The 22,341-nt window shown below is 53.7% G+C and carries 22 protein-coding genes; 10 read left to right on the plus strand and 12 right to left on the minus strand.

The features are described 5' to 3' along the window. Window positions 1-16: 16 nt before the first annotated feature. The 5 genes from DFG60_RS05435 to DFG60_RS05455 are packed head-to-tail and all read right to left on the minus strand — an operon-like array spanning window position 17 to window position 3,464. Entirely contained in the window at window positions 17-646 is a 630-nt protein-coding gene (locus tag DFG60_RS05435; RefSeq protein ID WP_114570720.1) for a response regulator transcription factor, read from the minus strand. Then, window positions 643-1,668 (minus strand): sensor histidine kinase, encoded by a 1,026-nt coding sequence (locus tag DFG60_RS05440; protein ID WP_114570721.1) that lies wholly within the window; start codon window positions 1,666-1,668, stop codon window positions 643-645. Before DFG60_RS05440 ends, DFG60_RS05435 begins: the two co-directional genes overlap by 4 nt. Next, the gene (gene liaF, locus DFG60_RS05445; RefSeq protein ID WP_114570722.1) at window positions 1,665-2,384 is read right to left on the minus strand and encodes a cell wall-active antibiotics response protein LiaF; all 720 of its coding nucleotides are present in this window, start codon (window positions 2,382-2,384) and stop codon (window positions 1,665-1,667) included. Before liaF ends, DFG60_RS05440 begins: the two co-directional genes overlap by 4 nt. Window positions 2,385-2,443: 59 nt before the next feature. Beyond that, the gene (locus tag DFG60_RS05450) at window positions 2,444-3,055 is read right to left on the minus strand and encodes a PspA/IM30 family protein (RefSeq protein WP_114570723.1); all 612 of its coding nucleotides are present in this window, start codon (window positions 3,053-3,055) and stop codon (window positions 2,444-2,446) included. Window positions 3,056-3,083: 28 nt separating this feature from the next. Then, window positions 3,084-3,464 (minus strand): lmo0954 family membrane protein, encoded by a 381-nt coding sequence (locus DFG60_RS05455; RefSeq protein ID WP_114570724.1) that lies wholly within the window; start codon window positions 3,462-3,464, stop codon window positions 3,084-3,086. Window positions 3,465-3,753: 289 nt separating this feature from the next. Here DFG60_RS05455 and rsgA point away from each other — a divergent pair, with 289 nt between their 5' ends. Together rsgA and DFG60_RS05465 are read left to right on the plus strand one after the other, a co-directional pair. Then, window positions 3,754-4,785, plus strand: coding sequence for a ribosome small subunit-dependent GTPase A (rsgA, locus tag DFG60_RS05460; RefSeq protein WP_198661555.1), 1,032 nt, complete (start codon window positions 3,754-3,756; stop codon window positions 4,783-4,785). A gap of 313 nt (window positions 4,786-5,098) precedes the next feature. Beyond that, a complete protein-coding gene (locus DFG60_RS05465; RefSeq protein WP_114570726.1) occupies window positions 5,099-5,638 on the plus strand; it encodes a GNAT family N-acetyltransferase in 540 nt (179 codons plus the stop codon). 70 nt (window positions 5,639-5,708) lie between these two features. Here the strand turns inward: DFG60_RS05465 and abc-f are convergent, their stop codons facing one another. The 3 genes from abc-f to pflB form a co-directional block, all read right to left on the minus strand. Next, complete coding sequence (gene abc-f / locus DFG60_RS05470) at window positions 5,709-7,385, minus strand: ribosomal protection-like ABC-F family protein (RefSeq protein WP_198661551.1); 1,677 nt, start codon at window positions 7,383-7,385, stop codon at window positions 5,709-5,711. Between the two features lie 282 nt (window positions 7,386-7,667). Next, window positions 7,668-8,390 carry a pyruvate formate-lyase-activating protein gene (gene pflA / locus DFG60_RS05475; RefSeq protein WP_114570728.1) on the minus strand — a complete coding sequence of 241 codons (723 nt, stop codon included), beginning with the start codon at window positions 8,388-8,390 and terminating at the stop codon, window positions 7,668-7,670. Window positions 8,391-8,423: 33 nt separating this feature from the next. Then, window positions 8,424-10,673, minus strand: a complete 2,250-nt coding sequence (gene pflB, locus DFG60_RS05480; protein ID WP_114570729.1) for a formate C-acetyltransferase — start codon at window positions 10,671-10,673, stop codon at window positions 8,424-8,426. Window positions 10,674-11,015: 342 nt separating this feature from the next. On the opposite strand from pflB, the gene DFG60_RS05485 reads away from it, so the two are divergent. The 3 genes from DFG60_RS05485 to DFG60_RS05495 are packed head-to-tail and all read left to right on the plus strand — an operon-like array spanning window position 11,016 to window position 13,278. After that, window positions 11,016-11,441: a hypothetical protein gene (locus DFG60_RS05485; RefSeq protein WP_114570730.1), complete on the plus strand. Its 426-nt coding sequence runs from the start codon at window positions 11,016-11,018 to the stop codon at window positions 11,439-11,441. A 29-nt stretch (window positions 11,442-11,470) separates the two neighbouring features. Beyond that, a complete protein-coding gene (locus DFG60_RS05490) occupies window positions 11,471-12,640 on the plus strand; it encodes a DEAD/DEAH box helicase (RefSeq protein WP_114570731.1) in 1,170 nt (389 codons plus the stop codon). Next, the gene (locus tag DFG60_RS05495) at window positions 12,637-13,278 is read left to right on the plus strand and encodes a hypothetical protein (RefSeq protein ID WP_114570732.1); all 642 of its coding nucleotides are present in this window, start codon (window positions 12,637-12,639) and stop codon (window positions 13,276-13,278) included. The genes DFG60_RS05490 and DFG60_RS05495 overlap by 4 nt, the downstream gene beginning before the upstream one ends. Before the next feature lie 84 nt (window positions 13,279-13,362). On the opposite strand, the gene DFG60_RS05500 is transcribed toward DFG60_RS05495, so the two are convergent. The 4 genes from DFG60_RS05500 to DFG60_RS05515 all read right to left on the minus strand — a co-directional run bounded on the left by DFG60_RS05500 (window position 13,363) and on the right by DFG60_RS05515 (window position 16,612). Beyond that, window positions 13,363-15,243, minus strand: coding sequence for an ABC-F family ATP-binding cassette domain-containing protein (locus DFG60_RS05500; RefSeq protein WP_114570733.1), 1,881 nt, complete (start codon window positions 15,241-15,243; stop codon window positions 13,363-13,365). Beyond that, window positions 15,240-15,944 (minus strand): lysophospholipid acyltransferase family protein, encoded by a 705-nt coding sequence (locus DFG60_RS05505; protein ID WP_114570734.1) that lies wholly within the window; start codon window positions 15,942-15,944, stop codon window positions 15,240-15,242. Before DFG60_RS05505 ends, DFG60_RS05500 begins: the two co-directional genes overlap by 4 nt. 73 nt (window positions 15,945-16,017) lie before the next feature. Beyond that, window positions 16,018-16,275: a hypothetical protein gene (locus DFG60_RS05510; RefSeq protein ID WP_114570735.1), complete on the minus strand. Its 258-nt coding sequence runs from the start codon at window positions 16,273-16,275 to the stop codon at window positions 16,018-16,020. Between the two features lie 28 nt (window positions 16,276-16,303). Next, window positions 16,304-16,612 carry a hypothetical protein gene (locus DFG60_RS05515; protein WP_114570736.1) on the minus strand — a complete coding sequence of 103 codons (309 nt, stop codon included), beginning with the start codon at window positions 16,610-16,612 and terminating at the stop codon, window positions 16,304-16,306. Between the two features lie 522 nt (window positions 16,613-17,134). Here DFG60_RS05515 and DFG60_RS05520 point away from each other — a divergent pair. From DFG60_RS05520 to map, 5 genes are all read left to right on the plus strand, one after another. Beyond that, window positions 17,135-17,989: a S1-like domain-containing RNA-binding protein gene (locus tag DFG60_RS05520; RefSeq protein WP_114570737.1), complete on the plus strand. Its 855-nt coding sequence runs from the start codon at window positions 17,135-17,137 to the stop codon at window positions 17,987-17,989. Window positions 17,990-18,323: 334 nt separating this feature from the next. Continuing rightward, on the plus strand, window positions 18,324-19,910 hold the full coding sequence (locus DFG60_RS05525) for a DEAD/DEAH box helicase (protein WP_114570738.1): 1,587 nt from the start codon (window positions 18,324-18,326) through the stop codon (window positions 19,908-19,910). Between the two features lie 102 nt (window positions 19,911-20,012). Further along, window positions 20,013-20,273 (plus strand): hypothetical protein, encoded by a 261-nt coding sequence (locus DFG60_RS05530; protein WP_232818638.1) that lies wholly within the window; start codon window positions 20,013-20,015, stop codon window positions 20,271-20,273. Window positions 20,274-20,350: 77 nt separating this feature from the next. Then, entirely contained in the window at window positions 20,351-21,541 is a 1,191-nt protein-coding gene (locus tag DFG60_RS05535; RefSeq protein WP_114570740.1) for an EAL-associated domain-containing protein, read from the plus strand. A 13-nt stretch (window positions 21,542-21,554) separates the two neighbouring features. Further along, a complete protein-coding gene (gene map / locus DFG60_RS05540) occupies window positions 21,555-22,301 on the plus strand; it encodes a type I methionyl aminopeptidase (protein WP_114570741.1) in 747 nt (248 codons plus the stop codon). Window positions 22,302-22,341: the final 40 nt, after the last annotated feature.

Below are 22,341 nucleotides of genomic sequence, written 5' to 3' on the forward strand. Positions count from 1 at the left end.
GACCGTCCTCCTTTCGTTATTTGACGAGATGATGTTTGAATGCGTAGACGACTGCTTGTGTGCGGTCGACGACGTCAAGCTTCGACAGGATGTTCGAAACGTGGGTCTTGACCGTCTTCAAGGAGATGAATAGTTCGTCCGCGATTTCCTGATTGGCCATGCCGCGGGCCATCAGCTGAAGCACTTCCTGCTCGCGCTCAGTCAGGTCATCATGGAGTTGGCTTTTCGGCTTGCGGAGACGTTCCATCATCTTCCCCGTCACTTGTGCCGCCATGACCGGCTGGCCGCTCGCGGTCTTGCGGATTGCTTCCGCGATCTCGAATGCACTTGCCGTCTTCAGGACATAACTCATCGCACCGGCTTCGATGACGGGATAGACCTTCTCGTCGTCAAGGAAGCTCGTGACGACGAGAATCTTTGCTTCCGGCCAGTCCTTGCGGATCAACCGGGTTCCTTCGACTCCGTCGACCGGCTCCATCACGAGATCCATCAGGATGACGTCCGGCCTGTGGAGGAGGGCGAGTTCAGCTCCTGCCTTTCCGTCTGAAGCTTCTGCGACGACCTCGATGTCAGCCTGGGTCGACAGGAAGGCTGAGACGCCAGCCCGTACCATTTCGTGATCGTCTACGAGGAGGACTCGTATCATGTTTGCACCATCCGTTCTTTTCTGATTTTGACTTCGATCTGTGTCCCTTTTTCAGGGATGCTGACGAGGCGAATCGTGCCTCCGATTTCAGCGGCACGCTCCCGCATCGAATTGATGCCGTAGGAGGCGAGCTTCTTCTCGTCTACGATGAAACCGATGCCGTCGTCGTTCATGCTGAGTGTGACGGTATCGCTGAACTCCCGAAGCTCAATCGTCATGTGCGTCGCTTTTGCATGACGCAATGTGTTGGTCAGACCCTCCTGGACGATCCGGAAGAGTTCGTTCTCGACTTGTCTTGGCAGGGAGATGTCTTCAAGCTTCCATGACAGCTCCGTCGACTGTTTCCTTGAGATTTCTTCAAGGAGTTGCGTAAGTCCTTGCTGGAGCGTCAATCCTTCCAGCTCGACAGGACGAAGCTGGAGGAGGAGCGAACGCATCTCGGACTGGGCGGTCTGAGCCATCGTCTCGACGAGATCGATCTGTTTCGCGGCGGTGTCCGGCTGCGTCAAAATCGTCTGTTTCGCTGCTGTCGTCATCATAGAGATGGCATACAGCTGCTGCGAAACGGAATCATGGAGTTCGCGTGCGAGACGCTTCCGCTCCTCTGTCACGGCCTGAAGACGGGCCTGTTCGACTTGGTGCGGGCGTGTGCTGATTTTCTGGAACGTTTCCGTCTGCTCTTCGATCTGTCTGCCGATTCGCGCGAGACGTGACAGCGTATGGCGGTATGGACCAGGCGAGACGTTCACTTCTTTTCCTTGCTCGAGTTCGATGATGGCAGAAGTCACTTTCTTAAAATCCCGACGCAAGAAGAAGTAGTGGACGCTGCCGATCACGAGTGACAGGACGAGCGCGAAGGAGATGATCAAGAGGAGAATCGGGAAATCGTAGGCACGTACGAACAGGACGTGCCAATCGATTTGCCTCGTGCTGAGGAATAATGCCATCGTCACGATGGAGACGAGCAGACCTGTCAGCAGCTGGACGGTGATGACGCCAATCGGAAACTGGTCCTTCTTCATATCGAAGACACCTCCACGTTCCCGACGGCAAGCATGACATGGACACGAATTTTCCTGCCGGCATCCGCGTATTGGGGAGCACGGAACTGGATGCGCCGGTTGAAGAACGTCGGAATCCGTCGCGAATCCGTCTTGACGCTCCCGAACCCGATCGAGGCATCGAGCGCATAATCATAACCGGAAGGAAGTAGAATCCGGACGTCGCCGATCACTCCGCTGATGACGATCAGCGTCTCACCTTCAGGGACGTAAGCACGCGTCAGGTCGATCTCAAGATCACGGACGAGGAACTGCTCGCTGACATCGGTCAAGACATACGGAAGTTCCTGCTGGGTCGAAAATGAATAGGCGGGCTGAATCGTCAAACCCTCCTCCTGCTGCATCTGAGGTGAGATCTTCGAGAAGAAAAATTCCCTTACTGAATGTCTCGTCACGAGAATCAAGCCGAGATAAAGCAGACCGCCTGCCATGACGAATCCAATCGCCGCTGAACTGAGAACGACACCTGCAAGGATGACGGTACCGACGATATAAAACAGAATGGCGAGCTTTTCATGTCCCGTCCGCCGGAAATACGTTCCGACATAATAGAGCAGGAAAGGAAATAGCACGCCGAACAGCACGTTTCCTGCGCCGGTCATCAAATCATAGAAAAGTCCAAGGGCGAACAGAATCGCCAAGTAGCCGACGAGTTGTTTCGTACTCCAGCGGCGCATCACGCATTCTCCTTTCTGTACATGACAAAGGGAGGCCCGAGGCCTCCGGTTCGTCTTCTTTATTGTTCACGGCGTTTCAACGCGGCGATTCGCGCATCGATTTCGTCTTCTACAACAGTCTCTTCGATTGACGCTTCAGGCACCGTGAACGGATGTGATTCTTCCTTAATAGTAGCATTTGGCTCGCGTTCTAGCATCTGGTTCATTTTCGCTTTCGCGTTCGAAACGTTCTCGCGCATCATCCACTCGTATCGTTTGTTCTGGAGGTCCTCGAGTTTCAACTTCAATTCGAGTGCGTCCCGTTCGAGCTGCTGAAGCTCACGCTCGGTCTCTGCGACAAGGTCTTCGAAGAAGCGGAACTGTTCACCGTAATGTTTCGACTCGACAGCAGCCCGTTCCGCGAGTGATTGCTCGCCGGCTTCCTTTGCGATCTCGACTTGACCAAATCGCTTGTCTGCGAGCTCCTTCGCTTCGTCACGCTTCGCCTCGAGTTCGGTCAACAGTGTGCGCTGGCGTTCGAGCAGTCGGTCGACTTCGTGGATGTCAGACTCCGTTCCGCGGATGTAATGGACGAGCTTCTTCGCAGGCGTGTCATTCTGTTCGGCAGCTTTCTTTACTTCGTGCATCATCTGCGTGGCAAAATCATTCAATTGATCGAATACGTTTTTCATGTGAATTCCTCCCGTTTGGTTGTTTGGATCAAAAACCCTTCGTATTTTTCAAATCCTTCCACTCCGCTTCGAAGTGGCTAGTCGTCTGTGCACGCCGGCGTCTGAACAGATCATCTGCTGCAAACGTTCCCGCCTTCATCTTCATATAGCCGACATAGAGAAGGACGGCTGCTGCGATGCCGATGACTGCCCAGATGTTCGAGAGTGCAGTTCCTGCACCGATGGCGACGAGTAATCCGTAGCCGATTTTTCCCATGACGCTCGAGCGGGTGAACTTACTTCCTGCCCATAGTGCGAGCAAAACACCGATCCCGAGTCCGATCATGTTCGGCAACATGCCAATGATGATCGACAAGAGTGCGATTGCTGCAAGGACCATGAGCACTTTCTGAAGCTTAGGTGTCTTCATCGTGAAGCCTCCCTTTCGTTGATACCTTCATGATAGAGCGTCATGAGAACTTGAACGACGCCCTTGCGACCGGACTTGTCTACGCCTCTGGGCGGATGTGCTCATCCACCTCCTGTTGAAAGCGCTACACCCTTATGTATTTTTGTGATAGATTGAGACTATCGAACGATTGGAAGGAGTGGTTGAGTATGAGCATTTTCATGAACGCTTTAAACGCATGTATCGGACCTAAGGGAGGGATCCGCCTCCCATAACATGAGGAGGAAACCATTTGAACGAATGGGGTAGAATGCCGGCTGCAGAAGTCGGCGACAAAGAACAGACAGGACGTGTCGTCGCTGTCTTCCAGAAACAATACCGTGTCATGACACAAGCAGGCGAGACGCTCAGCGAGCTCTCAGGCAAGATGCGCTTCGAAGCGCTCGCGAAGGCGGAACTGCCTGCTGTCGGGGACTGGGTCATCCAGTCGATGCGCGAGCAAGGAAAGGGACGGATCGAGCGCGTGTTGCCGCGGTCGTCCCAGTTCTCAAGAAAGGCAGCCGGGACGGAGACGGAGGAGCAGATCATCTGCGCGAACGTCGACGTCGCGTTACTCGTCATGGCACTGGGCCATGATTTCAACGTCCGCCGCCTTGAACGTTACTTGACGGTCGCTTGGGATGCTGGCGTCACGCCGATCATCGTGTTGACGAAGCGAAGCCTCGTCGACTCGGTGGATGAGGAGCTGCAGGAACTCGACCTCGTCGCGTTCGGCACGCCTGTCTTCGCTGTCGATTCGCTGACGGGCGAAGGGATCGATGAACTGAAGATCGCACTTTCGCCTGGTCAGACGATCGTGCTCGTCGGCTCTTCAGGTGTCGGCAAGTCGACGCTCGTCAATGCGCTCGCAGGCAGTCACCTGATGGAGACGGGGGGAGTCCGGGAAGACGATGAACGGGGGCGCCATACGACGACCCATCGTGAGTTGAAGAAGCTCGACAGCGGTCTTATCCTCGTCGATACGCCAGGGATGCGGGAGTTGGCGTTATGGGACGGGGCGGATGGTCTTGAGACGACGTTCTCGGACATCGAGACGCTTGCTGTAAATTGCAGATTCCGTGATTGCGAACATGGGAAGGAACCGGGATGTGCCGTCCGCAAGGCGCTCGAGACCGGTGATCTCCTGCGGGAACGCTGGGACAGTTACTTGAAGCTCAAACGTGAGATCGCCTATGCTGAACGCAAGCAGAGCGTGGCTCTGCAGGCGGCCGAACGCGACCGATGGAAAAAGATCCACAAAGAGAATCAGGCACGAATGAAAACGAAGTACCGAAAAGCCTAATGAAGAGGATGGCTCAAAAGTCCATCTGTAAAAGAGATACGGGAGCGGATTCCAAATCTGCTCCCGTATCTCGTCTAGACGAAACCATTCGCTTCACGCGACTCCTGCAGGAAAAAGCACGATGCGTCGCGCTGTCAGAGACAAAAAAGACCCGGTTCCCTGTCCGAAATGGAAAGGGAGCTTGCTGCTTGTGTCTCGCCTGAGGAAAGCAAGTGAAGAACGAGTGGTTCCTTTTTTGAGTCAGCCTCATTCTTTTTTAGGGGAACGAGACGAATTTTGGCTAAGATAGGAAAAATGGATTGGGGGAATCAGCATGTTCGATATGAGAATCAGAGAGGATTTGGCACTTACGCTGATCGAGCGGCACCATGCCGAGGAGATATATGAGATGGTCGATGCGAACCGGGCGTACTTGAGGGAATGGCTCGGCTGGGTCGACGGGGCGACAGGACCGGAGTTGTACCGGGAAGATGTCATCCCGGCCTGGCTGCAGCAGTTCGCTGAAGGGGACGGATGTACGGCAGGAATCCGTCACGACGGGAAGTTCGTTGGAATCATCAACCTACACTACATCAATCGGCAGCTCCGTTCGACGAGCATCGGGTATTACCTGCGGGAGGACGCGCAGGGCAAGGGCATCATGACGGCTGCCGTCAAAACGCTGACGGACCATTGCTTCGACGTGCTGGATTTGAATAAGGTGACGATCCAGTGCGCGACAGGTAACGTCAAGAGTCGGAGCATCCCGGAACGGCTGGGCTTTACGCTTGAAGGAGTCAGCCGGGACGAGGAGTTCATCAACGGACACTATAACGATATCGCGACCTACAGCCTTTTGCGTAAAGACAGATGAGACAAAGAAAGAATGAAGACCCGCCTTGCACTCGCCTGATACAGGGGAACGCAAGACGGGTCTTTTACTGTCAGTCGAAGATGAGCGGCGTATCAAGTGCCTGTTTCAACTGCTTCAGTTCAGCAATCGTCACTTCAGGATTTGCTTTCGAGCCGACCCGGAGTTCAAGTGTTCCGACCGGATGGACCTCGATCCGCTCCCCGAGCACGATCGTCTTGTTCGACAGGCGGTCCGTGAAGTGCGTATCATGCGAGATCATGAGGAGCTCGCCCGGGAAGGCTTCGAGCGCCATCTCGATTCGCTCGCGCGTCATGACATCAAGGTAGTTCGTCGGCTCGTCGAGTGCAAGCACGCGTGCTCCGGAGAAATAAAGACGAAGGAAGGCGATACGGCACTTCTCTCCCATGCTCGCCTCATGAATCGGTTTGAATACCTCGTCACGTCGGAAGAGGAAGCAGGCGAGGAGTGTCCGGGCCTCCGTCTCAGAAATCGGCAAATCGAGCAGTGCGTCGAGCAGGGTGCCGTCTTCGGGCAACGTCGACAACGACTGGGAAAAGTAGCCGATTCGAAGCGAAGGGTGTCGATCGACCTTTCCGGAAAGCGGTGGGAGGGTCCCGAGCATCACTTGAAGGAGGGTCGTCTTGCCGGAACCGTTCGGTCCGACGATTGCGATGCGGTCACCTCGAATGGCTTCGAATGTCACGGGTTCGAATAGAGCGTTGCCCTCGTGGCCGAACGTGACGTCTTCAAGACGAAGCAGGCGTTTTACGTGCAGGGTGCCGGCATCGAATTCGACGCGGATACCTGCTTCTTCCCGAGGCTTTTGGACCCGTTCCTGTTCCAGCTTCTTCAATTGCTGTTCTTTCGCCTTGATTTTGATAGCGTGCTTGGCTGCGCTCTTCTTCGCGGTCGGATTGCGTTCACTCGCTGCAGCCGTCGCTTTTTTATGCCAAATGTCATATCGTCCGATGATCTGCAACAGTTCGTTCTTCGCCTGTTCCTGTTTCTCATACAGTGCTTTGACAGTCTTCTCCTCATGATCCTTCTGCTGTCGGTAGGCGCTGTAGTTTCCTTTGAAGCGCCGGATACCTGCGTTCGTCAGCTCGAGCACTGCACCCGCCGTCGCATCGATGAAGGACCGTTCGTGCGAGACGTAAAGGACCGTTCCGGGATATGCCATGATCCAGTCGGTCAGCCAGTCGAGCGTCTTGCCGTCGAGATGGTTGGTCGGCTCATCGAGCAATAGTACGTCGGGGCGCATCAAATACAGGCGTGCGAGTTGGGTACGTGTCTGCTCCCCGCCGCTCAGCTGGTCGAAAGGCTGTTGGAAATGTTCGCTCGACAGCCCGACTTCTTTGAGCACCCGTACAGCGTCTGCCTCAAGCGAAAAAGCATCCTTGTCGAGTGCTAGCTGATAATCATCGAGATAGGACGGGGATTCCGAGTCATCGAGTTTCGCAAGCAAGGCGGCTCTCATGACGTCTCCTGCCATGACGTAAGAAAGGACCGGTTCTTTCGTGTTGACGGACTGGTCGAGGACACCGAACCGGACATCCTGCCAATGGATCGTCCCTGAGGTTGGAGACATACGGCGGGCCAGCAGTTTGAACAAGGTCGTCTTGCCGACTCCGTTCCTGCCGAACAGGGCGGCCTTTTCCCCCTCTTGCAGAGTGAAGGACAGGTTTTCAAAGAGGAGGCGATGCTCGACTTCCATTTTGAGTTTGTGGACGGATAGGATTTCATTCATAAGATCAGCTCCCAGTATGTTCATTTCGGGTAGGATGAAATGAAAACACACCATCCGCGCACGCGGATGGTGTGAGACTGGTCGTATGCCAAAGGGATGCCATGCATGGGCATGGCAATACCGAGAGATGGACACACTTCTAGCGTCAAACCTCCACGCGTCTTTCGCGCGAAAGCGATGAATTCATTCATCGATTAGACGTTAGCAAGTGTAGTGTACATGTCTTCGGTAGTACCTCCTATGATTTCGTTACTCGAATTGTAACAAGATGGAAGCGCTTCGTCAATGGACGAGGTGGGCGTTCAACAGTGATTCGGCCCACTGCGTCTCCTCTGCTGTCGGCGGCTCGACGTCCTTCAATGCGTATTCGAGTCCGAGCGCTTCCCATTTATAGACGCCGAGCTGGTGGTAGGGGAGCACCTCGACGCGCTCGACGTTCTTGAGCGTACCGATGAACTCGCCCGTCCGGCGGAGGAACTCTTCGTTCAGCGTGATGCCCGGAATCAGGACGTGCCGGATCCAGACCGGGATTCCGCGGTCCGAGAGAAGCTGTGCGAATTCGAGCGTGTTCTTGTTGCTTCGCCCCGTCAGGATGCGGCAGGCGGCATCGTCGATGTGCTTGATGTCGAGCAGGACGAGGTCCGTCTGTTCGAGTATTTGTTCGATGTTGGCCGGCTTGACGGATCCGGCCGTATCGATCGCCGTGTGCAAGCCATGCGATTTCGCTTCACGGAGCGCCGCTTCGAGGAATTCAGGCTGCGCGAGCGGTTCCCCTCCTGAGAAGGTGATACCGCCGCCTGAAGCATCAAGGAAGGACCGGTAACCGAGCGCTTCCGAAACGATCGATTCGGGTGTCACGCGGCGGCCGCATCCGAATTCCCAAGTGTCCGCGTTATGGCAATATTGGCAGCGAAGGGGACAGCCTTGCGTGAAGGCGATGAAGCGGATGCCCGGCCCGTCGACGGTGCCGCAGGATTCTGTTGAGTGGATCATTCCGTAAGTCATGGTCAGTCAGTCCTTTCCGAATGGGAGGCCCGGTCAGATCGAGCCGTGGAACGTGCGGTTGATGACGTCGATCTGCTGTTCGCGTGTCAGCTTGATGAAGTTGACTGCGTAGCCGGAGACACGGATCGTCAATTGCGGATACAGTTCTGGGTGGTCCATCGCTTCCATCAGCGTCTCACGGTCGAAGACGTTGACATTGAGATGGTGTCCTTTGTTCTCACCGCCCATATAGCCGTCGAGCAGAGCGACCGCATTGCTGATGCGTGTCTGATCGTCCTTGCCGAGCGCTTTCGGGACGATCGAGAACGTGTAGGAAATACCGTCGAGTGCGTGCTCGTAAGGGAGCTTTCCGACGGAAGTCAAAGCGGCGACTGCACCTTTCGTATCGCGGCCGTGCATCGGGTTCGCTCCTGGAGCGAACGGTTCGCCGGCACGCCGTCCATCCGGCGTGTTGCCGGTCTTCTTGCCATAGACGACGTTCGACGTGATCGTAAGCACCGACTGAGTCGGCAGAGAGTTGCGGTAGGTCGGATGTTTGCGGATTTTCTCCATGAACAGTTCGACGAGATCGACTGCCATCGAGTCGACGCGGTCGTCGTTGTTCCCGAATTTCGGGAAGTCTCCTTCGATTTTGAAGTCGACGGCGATCCCATCCTCGTCGCGGATCGGCGTGACCTTCGCATATCGAATAGCAGAGAGACTGTCCGCTACGACCGACAGACCAGCGATGCCGCACGCCATCGTCCGCAGGATCTCAGGGTCATGAAGCGCCATCTCGATCCGCTCGTAGCTGTACTTGTCATGCATGAAGTGGATGACGTTGAGCGTGTTCACGTATAGTTCAGCAAGCCAGTCGAGCTGTTTGTCGAACGCAGCGATGACCGTTTCGTAATCAAGCACCTCGTCGAGGATCGGTTCCGTCTTCGGTGCGACTTGCATCTTCATCTTCTCATCGATGCCGCCATTGATCGTATAGAGCAATGCTTTCGCGAGGTTAGCGCGAGCGCCGAAGAACTGCATCTGTTTCCCGATTCGCATCGCCGAGACGCAACAGGCGATGCCGTAGTCGTCGCCGTAGATCGGAAGCATCAGCTCGTCGTTCTCATATTGGATCGAGCTCGAGATGATCGACATCTTCGCGCAGAACTCCTTGAACCCTCTCGGAAGCTTCGTCGACCAGAGGACGGTCAGGTTCGGTTCCGGTGCAGGACCGAGGTTCGAGAGCGTATGGAGGAAGCGGAACGAGCTCTTCGTGACGTTCGATCGTCCGTCTTCGCTCATCCCGCCGATCGATTCCGTCACCCATGTCGGATCGCCGGAGAAGAGGTCGTTATAGTCAGGCGTCCGGAGGAATTTGACGATCCGCAGTTTCATGACGAAATGGTCGACGAGTTCTTGAGCTGTTTCTTCCGTCAGTGTCCCATTCTCGAGGTCCCGCTCGATATAGATATCGAAGAAGGTAGAGACGCGACCGAGTGACATCGCAGCTCCGTTTTGTTCCTTGATGGCTGCCAGATAGGCGAGATAGACCCACTGGAAGGCTTCCTGCGCGTTTTCGGCAGGACGCGAGAGGTCACATCCATATTTTTGTCCGAGAATCTCGAGTTCCTTCAACGCCCGGAGTTGCTCATTCATCTCTTCGCGGTCACGGATGTCCGTCTCGCTCAGGAAGCCGCCCCGTGCGTCGAGGTCGTTCTTCCGCGATTCGATCAGGTAGCGCGTACCATACAAGGCGACACGCCGGTAGTCACCGATGATCCGCCCGCGCCCGTATGCGTCGGGGAGCCCGGTGATGATCCCTGCCTTCCGTGCAGCCCGCATCTCTGGCGTGTAGGCATCGAATACGCCCTGGTTATGCGTCTTGCGGTATTCGCTGAACACTTTCGTCACCTGATCATCCGGCTTGAATCCATACGCTTCAAGCGCGTCATTGACCATCCGGATTCCCCCGTTCGGGTGAATCGACCGTTTAAACGGTACATCCGTCTGAAGACCGACGACTTTTTCGAGGTCGCGATTCAAATAGCCCGCCTCGTGGGAGAGAATCGTCGACGGGGTCGATGCATCGACATCATAGACTCCTCCGCGGACGCGTTCTTCGGCGGTCAGGCTCATGATCTGTTGCCACAGCGCTTCTGTCGCATCAGTCGGACCGGCTAGGAATTGATCGTCTCCTGTGTATTCCGTCCGGTTGCGGCGGATGAAGTCGGCGAGATCGATCTGTTCCATCCACGGTCCAGTCGTAAAGCCGTTCCAAGCAGGTAATGTTTTTTCGAGTAGCATGTGAAAACACTCCTTCATCTGTATTTGAAAAGGGTTACACTCTTCCATGTGAATAGTTTAACAAACTAATCGATCGTAATGTATTACATGTTTGTGAAAGTTGTATCAATCAAGTGAACAGGCAATTCAGCCATTTGGTTCATCTGTTATACTCTAATCAGGAGTATTGGAAAACAGGGAAAGTGTGAAGCAAGAAGGAGACACGCTTCTACTGTTCTACTGAAAACCTGATTCTAGGAAAGATACAGGGAAGGAGCGTGAGTAAAGTCACGGCCCTTCTTGTGTTTTTAGGACGTATCGTCGACAATGAAAAAGGGAATAACGACCGTGGAGGTGCCATATATGGAATACACAGCATTGAATGAGCGGGGTGACTACCGCTCGGGAGACTGGATTTCACTCAAGACGAATGAAGCAGGGGAATCGCGGGACGGTATGATCACGGAATTCGAGAGTGACGGGTTCTGGATGCGTTTTGAGGACGACTGGGAGTTCGAAGACTTCATCGCGTACACAGACCGCTATCTTTGTGCGCTCATCAAGCGACCAATCGATGTTCTTGCGAATTACCCGGCGCTGGAAGGATATCCGAAATTGACGGCCGAACTGCAGGATCGTATCAACCAAGGATTCGAGATAGATTCATCCGAGACGCAAGAGGACAGCATCCTCTTCCATATCCGGATCACAGAGGCAGGTACACCTTACACGCAGACACTTCGTGGTTACTACGAAGATGAAATCGACCGTTTTGAATATGTCACATAAGGATTCGAAAGAGAGAGTAGGAATTTAACATGAACTTTAACCAACCATTCATTCAAGAAGCATGGGACCGGGCACGTTTCGAAACGATGATGCCGGTCCAGGAACAGGCAATCCCGCTGTTGCGGGAAGGCAAGGACGTCCTGATCGAGGCGCCGACCGGAACGGGGAAGACGCTCGCATACGTCATCCCTGCGCTCGAACGGATCGACATCGAGGCGCCTACCGTACAGGTCGTCATCACGGCACCGACGCGTGAACTCGTCATGCAGATTCATCAGGTCATTCAATTGTTCGCGCAAGGAAGCGGCATCCGTTCCGGATCCTTCATCGGCGGAGTAGAATTGAAACGCCAATACGAGCGCTTGAAGAAGAAGCCGCAAATCGTCGTCGGTACACCGGGCCGTCTCGTCGAGCTGATCGATTCGAAGAAGTTGAAGATGCATGAAGTCAAGCTCATCGTCCTCGATGAAGCGGATCAGATCTATGAGAGCGGGATGAGTGAATCGGCGACGCGAATCGCGAACAGCGCGCTTCGTGACCGCCAGATCGCCTTCGTCTCAGCGACGCTGCCTGAACGGACGGCTGAATGGGGACGGACGCTTGCGAACGATCCTGCTGTCGTACGCGTTGAACGTCAAACGAGTTCACAGGTGCAATTCGGCTATATCGAGACATCCCGCCGCCTCAAGCCGGAACTTTTGCGCCGCCTTGCGAACATCCGTGATGCGAAAGTGCTTGCCTTCATCAATAACCGGTCATTCCTTGGGCCTTTGAATGGCGAGTTGAGCAAGTTCTCGATGGACTACCGGATTCTTGACGCAGAGAAAGGCAAGCGAGAACGAATGGAGACGTTGCGCTCTTATAAACGCGGCGAATTCCCGCTCCTCGTCACCACGGGGCTCGCTGCACGCGGTCTCGATATCGAAGGCGTCTCGCACGTCGTGCACTTCGATCTACCGGAATCGCTTGACGACTTCGTCCACCGCTCAGGGCGGACAGGACGCGGAAACGCAGAGGGGATGGTCCTCGCGCTCGTTACGGACCAGGACAAGAAACATCTCCAGACACTCGCTCGTCAGATGGGCGTCGAGCTGCAAGAGATGGAAATCTACCGTGGCGAAGTGATCGAGAAACGCGAATTCACGGAACCGAAGACGATCAAACGGCCGGCTGGGCATCGGAAAGGACCAACAAGATGAAGAGCGAACGTAAAATCATCCCGTTCCCGACCACCGTGTCGGAAGCAGAAATGAATGCGGCGCTGAAAGCGATGTATCAGGAGGCTGCTGTTTCACGCAGCACCGACTGGGTGGCATTCATCGAAGAGATCGCGACGGAAGGCCGCTGGTATATGAAGGACGCGGAATTGTTCCGTGACCTGTTCGTCGACTGGGCGATTTTCTATGAGACGGATGAGGAAGGGAAGACGCCGCACGGGCGCTTCCTCGAACGGTCGAAGGAAGAGCTTTCGCACGGACTCTACCGTGCACTTCGCGGACTTGCCGATCCGGTCCCTTCCTTGTTTGAAGTCGGAGAGGATGGCGTGACGGATATCATGTCCGGCCAGGTCTATCAGCCGGATCTTTCTGAGATCGATGTCGAGCAGGGTGATGTACTCGTCGGCAAGATGCTCTATATCGCAGGAAAGTGGCGTTTCGCGATCGCCTACATGAAGGTAGGGAAGAAACTCGTACCGGAAGTCAAAGCGCTGCTCGACGACTTCGTCAATGAAGTCGGTGAGGACGCATTACTGCGCCAATATCCGGAGTTCTGCGCCGAGTTGATCGACCTGTTGCTCGATATCGAGGAAGGAAACATCACACCTCGTCCCGAGTGAAGAAAAGAATGTCAAAAAGTCCTTCATCCCTCTAGCGAGGAATGAAGGACTTTTTGCGGTGCCTGTCATTCAGGGGGAAGAAGTTCAATCCCGCTTTGCTGCTTCGACGGCTTCGACTTTTTCCGAAAGGCGCGTCCATTCGTCCATCAGGGCGTCGAGTTCCTCCTTGGATCGCTCGATCATCTTATACAGGTCGTTGACCTTGCCGATATCGCTCCCGGCGCTGCTTAGCTCCTGTTCTTCGGAGGAGAGCCGCTCCTCTACCCTCGCGATTCGCTCCTCGATCGTCTCCCAGTCCTGTTGCTCCTGATACGTCAGCTTCGGTGCGGTCTTCTTCTCGCGTACGACCTCTTTTTTCGGTGCGACGGCTTGCGGTGTCGTTCGCTGATCGAGGTAGTCCGTATAGAGACCATGGTACGTGACGACCTGTCCATCCTCGAAGGCGATCAGGCGATCGACGGTCCGGTCGAGGAAGTAGCGGTCGTGGCTGACCGTGATGACTGTACCGGGGAAGGACTCGAGATAGTCCTCGAGCACGGAGAGTGTTTCCGTATCGAGATCATTCGTCGGCTCATCGAGGAACAATACGTTCGGCTCCTCCATTAAAATCGTGAGCAGCTTCAGTCTGCGGCGTTCACCGCCAGACAGCTTGCCAATCGGCTTATACTGGGCTTCCGGCTTGAACAAGAATTGCTCGAGCATCTGGCTCGCGGTGATTTCCTGACCGTCGAGAGTCGTGATGACTTTCGCGATCCGTTCGACCTCGTCGATGACACGGCGTTCCGGGTTCGGGAATTCGGCGAACTGCCCGTAGAATCCGACTTTGACCGTCTCGCCATGAATGACTTCACCGGATGTCGGATCGAGCTGTTTCGCGAGAATCGCGAGCAAGGTCGATTTACCGCTTCCGTTTCTTCCGACGATCCCGTAACGTTCCTTTCGGCCGAACAACCAGTTGAAGTCGCTGAACAGCACGCGATCGCCGAACCGTTGGCCGACGCTGATTGCCTCGATGACTTTCTTGCCTAGACGGGTCGAACCGACCTGTACTTCGAGAGACTCGTCCTCTTCACCAAACGACTGCTCTTGCAGGGCATCGACACGCTGGATCCTTGCCTTTTGCTTCGTCGTCCGGGCTTTCGCACCGCGTCTCAGCCAAGCGAGTTCGCGGCGCAGGATGTTTTGGCGCTTCTCTTCCATGGAAGTCGCCCGTTCCCGGCGTTCCGCCCGCTTCTCGAGAAAGGACTCATAGTTCCCGACATAGAAGTAGGCCGCGCCATTCGCGATTTCCATCATGTGGTTCGTTACGCGGTTGAGGAAATACCGGTCGTGGGTGATCAAGATGACGGCGCCGCGGTATTCCCTGATCTGTCCCTCGAGCCACGCGATCGTCTCGGCATCGAGTTCGTTGGTCGGCTCATCGAGCAGGAGGAGGTCCGCCTCGTCGAGCAACGCCTCGGCTAGGGCGACGCGCTTACGCTGGCCGCCTGAGAGGGAACCGATTTTCGCTTCGATGTCCGTGATGCCAAGTCGATTCAAAATCATCTTGAGCCGGGACTCGGTGTCCCAGGCTCCTGCGGCATCGACTTCCGTCTGAGCAACGAGGAGGCGGTTCAGCAACTGCTCGTTCGAAGGGTCATGTTCGAGAGCGAGACGAGCTGTCTCATAGCGGCGAAGCACTTCGATCGTCGGCGTTTTGCCGGACAGAAGCACCTCCATGACGCTTGATGTTTCAGGATAATCAGCTGTCTGGGAAAGAAGGCGGATGCGGTAGTCATTAGGATGGTTGATCGTTCCGGCGTCAGCCGTCTCCGTCCCGGCCAAGATGTGCAACAAGGTCGATTTTCCTGTCCCGTTGACACCGATGATCCCGATCCGGTCTCCTTTCGTGACGGAGAACGTGACATCCTCGAAGACGACCTTGTCAGCGAATTCCTTCTTCAATTGTTCTACTTTGAGTATCATTTCTTTTCACCTTCTACGATCTGTCTGATTTGCTGTTCTACGAGACTGACGAGTTCCTTTTGCGGCAAGCTCGTCGAATCGATTGGCGGAAGTACGGTGACGGTGACATCCGCAGGACGGATCCGGCCGGTCTCCTCCATGACGCGATAGCTGCCTGAAATAGCGACAGGCACGATCTTTACTCCACTTGATGTCGCAAGCGTGAAGCTTCCCGCCTTGAAGGGAGCCATCGTCCCGCCGCGCGAACGTGTCCCTTCAGGGAAGATGATCATCGATTGACCGGACTTGATCGTCTCGATGCCTTCGCGGATCGCCTTGAGCGACTGGCGACGGTCTTTTCGATCGATCATGACACACCCCATGTATCTCATCCATGTACTGACGATCGGAATCTTGTCGACCTCGATCTTCGAGATGAATCCTTTCGGCTTGTCGATTTTTCCTAAAAGAATCGGGACATCGAAATTACCTTGGTGGTTGGCGATGAAGACGACCGGCTCATCTTCCGGGATGAGATGTGCGCCGACGAGGTCGACGCGTACTCCGGCCAGTTTGAGCAATGAGTTCGCCCACGTGCTTGCTACGCGTTCGGCGTAGGCGTATCGTTCTACCCCTTGTCTCTTTTTTGCACCCGGTAAGAACGGGAGAGTGAAGGGCAAGACGAGCCCGAAAAAGATGAACCAAATAACTGTCCGTAACATGTTGCTGTTCTCCTTTCATATCCATCGTTGTTATTGTACAAAAAAAGACCAGGTATCGCACCCGGTCGGCAGCTCATTCCCAGTATCGTGGTTCGGATTCTTCTTCGTCTTCACCGAGTTCGAACGTCAGGCGGCGTGTGACGGGATTGATCGAGAAGTGTGCATTGTCCTCGTCGATCCGCTTGATTTCCATCGTCTCCTCGTCAAGGACGAGCATGAGGCGTACCTTATCATCATGATCGACAAGCAGGACACCGTCTTCTTTAAGCCAGAGGTCCATGACTGGAGAATAGCGGAGCGTCCATCCGTTGGACAGCGGTATTTCATTCATGAGCAATCACCTCCCAAATATGTCTTTCTTATTTATCATGAGGTTCAGCGCTCTGGAATGCAAGTGAAGGGGAGGATGCTTCCTTATCCTCGTAGATGGCCTTAAATGAATGCTCGCGCTCGATCATTCGTTTCAATTGACGCTGGACGCGTCGTTCGTCACTGAAGTCGGAATATGTATGGTAGGATGTACGGAGCAACTGGCGGAGCGATGATAGGGTCAGACAAATCGCGAGCGTGAACACGAACACGCCGACCGAGTCAGTGTAGTAACCGCTTTGAAAACTGAGGTAGACGCTTACAGCTCCAGCAAGCGTGGTACATAAGTAGAAAACCATTCCATGTCCTCCTTCTGCTATCGTTCTATAGGAAGAGGATTCGGGGTGAGGGGGATAATTCCTTTCTTTTTCGAGAAACTTTTGTAAAAAACAAAAAAATCCACACGACAGGTGCGGATTTCATGGAAGTTCGATGTGTTGTAGAGTCGGAGTCTGTGGTGTCACATCTGCATTGTTCGAACCCTCTGCGAACACGATCCCGATTGTCGCAAGGAAGGCGAAGAAGGCGAACATAAGCGTTTTCATAAATCGTTTCGCGAAAGAACGCGATTGAATATCACGAATCATTATTTTTCCCCCATATTACCAAAACTAAACCTGCATTTTCCTGTTGATTTCATCATATAGCTTTTCATTAAAAAAATCTCACAATTTCATTACGTTCACAAAAATGTAACAATTAGGGTTGGATGATTCTTGTCAGGATTGGACGGAAACAGAGTATAGTATGGAAGGCGACGTGGAGAACCGTAACGGTTCCGCGAATAATAATGATGGAAAATTGAGAGGAGAGGAAGCGACATGGCATTACGTGCTGGACAAGTCGTTACATTGAAAGTAGAACGGGAAGCGGCATTCGGTGTCTTCCTGACGGACGGGAACGAGGATGTCTTACTTCATAAGAAAGAACAGACTCATCCGGTAGAACTCGAGGAGGAAGTGGAGGTCTTTCTTTATCAGGACAATGAGGGACGCCTTGCTTCTTCGATGACAATCCCGGAAGCATCGTTCGAAGATTATGTCAAGACGACGGTGACCGGTACGCGCTATAACACCGGCGTATTCGTCGGCATCGGAATCCAAAAGGACGTGCTCGTCTCACTCGACGACCTGCCGCAGCGCCGGACATATTGGCCGGAAGAAGGAGATCAGCTCTACATTCGTCTGAAACATGACCAAAAACTTCGCTTGCTCGGGGATCCTGCGCCATATGCCTTCTTTAATTTGATGGCGAAACCGGCTCCCGAGGAGTGGAACAATACGGAAGTCGAAGGTCTCGTCTTTGCGCAGCGTGAGCCGGGAGTAAACGTTTTCGTAAATGGCCAAACGATCGGTTTTCTTCATGAGAACGAGATGGAACATTGGCCGAGACTCGGTGAAGTCATGAAATTACGGGTGACAAACATCAAGCCAGATGGTACAGTATTACTTTCAGCAAGACCACGTGCGTATGAAGCGATCGATACGGATGCCGAATTGATTCTGAACCACTTGCTTGAACATGGCGGTCAGATGGCGTATGGTGATAAGACACCACCCGATACGATCCAGGACGTTTTCGGTCTGAGTAAGGCCGCGTTCAAACGGGCGCTCGGGCGTTTGTTGAAAGATAAAAAAATAGAAAAAAATGAAACGGGCGTACAGCTGAAAAAATAATTCAGCTCAACACTTTAGCCTGCGTTTCGAATAAATAGGTTGGAATTCATCATTTTGGTGGTTGCGGCTGGCTCTTCCATACGAGCCGGCGACCATGCAGATACAGATCCCCATCACTAGTGGGGGCAGCGGCTTACGCCGCACGGTCCGGGCTCATCCCTTACCTGCCCTTCTGGCAACGATTATGATGGTGACTTCCATAGAATCATTATAGCGAGCATCCTGCTATCTTTTCTGAACAGGTCCTGCTATAATAGGTAGTCGATTGTATTCGTAACGGTGGCGTCTGTTTAGTGGCAGACGCTTTTCATAAGAAAAAGGAGAGTATTTAGCATTGACAACATTCCGCGAACTAAATCTAAGTGAGGCACTTATCAAAGGTGTCCTAAAAATGGGCTTTGAAGAAGCAACTCCAATCCAAGCAGAGACGATTCCTGTCGGTTTGAGCGGCGTTGACCTTATCGGTCAAGCACAAACTGGTACTGGTAAGACGGCAGCGTTCGGTATCCCGACAATCGAGCAAATCGATGCAAAATCGCGCCATATCCAAGCACTCGTCCTCGCTCCGACTCGTGAGCTTGCAATTCAAGTCGCAGAAGAACTCAACAAAATCGGTGAAGTGAAACGCGTTCATGCGCTTCCTGTATACGGTGGTCAGCAAATCGACCGTCAAATTCGTGCACTCCGTAAAAACCCGCAAATCGTAGTCGCTACACCAGGCCGTCTCATGGACCACATGAACCGTAAGACGCTTGCACTCGACCACGTTCAAACGGTCATCCTTGATGAGGCGGATGAAATGCTCAACATGGGCTTCGTCGAAGACATCGAGACGATTCTCGGAGCACTCCCTGAAACACGTCAAACACTTCTGTTCTCGGCAACTATGCCGCCACAGATTCGTAAAATCGCAGATCGTTTCATGACGACTCCGACTCACATCAAAGTCAAGGCGAAGGAAATGACTGTCGAAAACATCGACCAATCATTCATCGAATTGAAGGAAAGCCAAAAATTCGACGTCCTTTGCCGTTTGATCGATATCGATTCACCTGAACTCTCGATCATCTTCGGTCGTACGAAAAAACGCGTCGACGAGATGACAGAAGCATTGGTCCAACGCGGATACACTGCTGACGGTCTCCACGGTGACTTGACGCAGGCGAAACGTGACCAGGTCATCCGCCGCTTTAAAAAGGGAACGATCGACATCCTCGTCGCGACGGACGTCGCAGCACGTGGTCTCGACATCTCTGGTGTGACACACGTCTACAACTTCGATGTACCGCAAGATCCTGAGAGTTATGTCCACCGTATCGGCCGTACTGGTCGTGCTGGTAAGACAGGTTCTGCGATCACGTTCGTCACGCCACGTGAATTCGGACAGATCAAGACGATCGAGCGCATCACGAACAAGAAGATGAATCGTCGTCATGCACCGACGCTTGACGAAATCCTTGAAGGCAACCTCAAACAGTCTGCTCAAGAATTGATTCAACGCCTTGAAGAGAAGAAATACGCAGAGTACACGACTCTTGCGCAAGAACTTCTTGAAGAATACGAAGCAGTCGATCTCCTCGCGGCAGCGCTTAAAGGCCTTACTAAAGAGCCAGACGGCACGCCAGTCGAAATCTCTTCGATCGAGCCAATCCGTGTCAAACGCTTTGGCGGCGGTGGCGGTGGAAATCGTCGTCCTTACGGCAACAAAGGCGGCAGCGGTTCAGGTAACCGTACTGGCGGCGGCGGATACCGTGGCGGTTCACGCGACTCGCGCGGTGGAAGCGATTCACGCGGTGGAAGCGATTCACGCGGCGGCCGTGGAAACGAACGCCGTGAAGGCGGCTATGCAGGACGCAGCAGCAGCAGCCGTCCTGAAGGCGACCGTAACCGTGGCGGACGTAAGCCACGCTTCGAAAAGTAATGCATTCATGAACCGATTTGTCACAGACAAGTCGGTTTTTTGATGGAATCCAATGGTAAACTGGGCATTGAAGACTGGGAGAGGACGGAATCTTTCGTGTATATGATCTATATAATCGCTTTTATCTGCCTGATTGCGCTCGTCTATGCGACGAAAATAATTTGTGATCGTACGAGGAAGGGACAGTTTCGATACATCCCGCTTTCGACGCTCTTGTTCGGGGGATTGATATTCCTTATCCTTGCGATAGGAAGAGGCGGTGCTGAAGGCATCCAGTATGGCGTGCTCAGCATCATCTATCTCACAGCGAGCTTTGGCGTCTACCTCTATATCGCGCTGAAGAAAGATACGACAGCTTTTTGAACTATTGAAGAACCTCAGTTTTTACGCGGAGGTTCTTTTTTTGTTATGATGAGACGAGAGAAAAGGAGGGGAAGCCTGTGGACGCCTTAGAAGTCATTGTCCATCCCGATCAAATCGAAGCATGGTTCCAGCCGATCGTAGGGGCGGCCCCTTTCAAGGTCGAAGGATATGAAATCCAGTCACATTTCAGAGGGGAACCGTTGAAGCCGTTCTTCCAAGAGGATGATGTGCCAATCGAATATCAGCTTGAAGCGATGGGGCACGTCGTCGCGCATGCGTTCAAAAGCGTGCCGGAGGATGATCATTCATTCGTTTTACTGCGGTGCCGTCCGACCTGGTTGTTCGAGAACGGCGGGGAGGATTTTTTGAATCTGCTGCGCCAAGCGAACATCAGTCTGCCGAAGGAGCGGCTTTATATCACCTTGACGGACGTATTGGTCGATGATCTCGACCGGCTTGGGCGGATCGTCGCCTATTATCAGAATTCCGGGCTGAAAGTAGCGCTCGATCATGCAGAAGCGACGAGCCTCGAACGTGTCTTTTCGCTGTCGCCGGACATGCTGATCGTCGACCTCGCTTCGATGACTGAGAAGAAGACGGTCTCTGCGACCTACCCGAAATTGCTGCAGACGATGGAGCATCTGTGTGACCTTCTCGGTGCACCGCTTCTCTATAAGAATATCAGTCATATCGGACAGCTAAGGTACGCGTGGCAGCATGGCGGAAGATACTACATGGGTGACTTGCTAGGCGAACCTCGTCCCGAGTGGGTATCCGTCTGTCCGGGGATGGGCATCCTCATCCAGGAAGTGCCGACGTTCTATAAGCACGACAGAGAACAGATGCACCGCCTGTTCCAGCTCGAAGCCGATTGGGCGGAACAATTCGCCGAACCGTGTCGCTCGATCAGACTGGGGGAGAACCTCGATGAATGGCTTGAAAATCTCGCGCGACGGGTCGATCCCGCCTTCATCCGATTCTACATCACGGACGCGAGTGGTTTTCAGCAGAGCTCGAACATCTACGTCCATGACGGGAAGTGGGCGAGGTCGCCTTTCTACAGAGGATACAATTGGAGCTTCCGCCCTTACTTCATTCGGACGACAGTCGCGATGGAGCGCCGTCACACCGGGTATTTGTCAGACCGGTATGTCGACTTCAGCTCAAGTGAGCTGACACGTACGTTCAGCATGCCGCTCAGCAATGGGATGTATTTGTTCGCCGACGTTTCAGCGAACTTCTTATACAAAGAACGATTGATGGATTAGGAGGATTTTGAAGATGTTGGATTATGATTATGACGCACTCCGCGAGATCGGGAAGATCGTCGCGATTGCACGAGATGAGATGGCTAAAGCAGTTCGCCCGGGTGTGACGACGAAGGAACTCGACGACTTGGGTGCGAAGATTCTTGAAGAACACGGTGCGCAGTCTGCTCCGATCGTGATGTACGCATTCCCGGGGGCGACATGCATCAGCGTCAACGAAGTGGCGGCCCACGGGATTCCGGGTGACTACGTCATCAAGGAAGGCGACATCGTCAACGTCGACGTCTCTGCCGTCAAAAACGGTTACTATTCGGACACTGGCAAGACCGTCATCGCCGGAGAGGCGAAACGTCCGGAAGACGTTCGTCTCGTAGAAGTGTCGCTGACCGCGCTTGAGAAAGGTCTCGAGAAGGTCAAGGCGGGCACGAAGGTCAATCAGATCGGGAAAGCGATCTACGCCGAGACAAGAAAAAGCGGGTTCACCGTCATTCGAAACTTGGCAGGTCACGGACTCGGAAAGACGCTTCACGGTGAGCCGGAATCGATCTCGAACTACTTCAGCCGCGAAGAGAACCAGCTGTTGAAGGAAGGGCAGGTCATCGCGGTAGAGACGTTCATCTCGACTGGCGACGAATTCTGCGTCGAGGATGAGAAGGACGGCTGGACGCTCTATACACCGAATAAGAGCCTCGTCTCGCAATTCGAGCACAGCGTGATCGTCCTGAAGGATGGATATGAAATCCTGACGAAAGCGGACTGATGCAGTCTTTCTGATGTAACTACAGAAAAAGGAGGAGAAA

This window comes from Exiguobacterium flavidum, from assembly GCF_003344535.1.
GTDB lineage: Bacteria > Bacillota > Bacilli > Exiguobacteriales > Exiguobacteriaceae > Exiguobacterium_A > Exiguobacterium_A flavidum.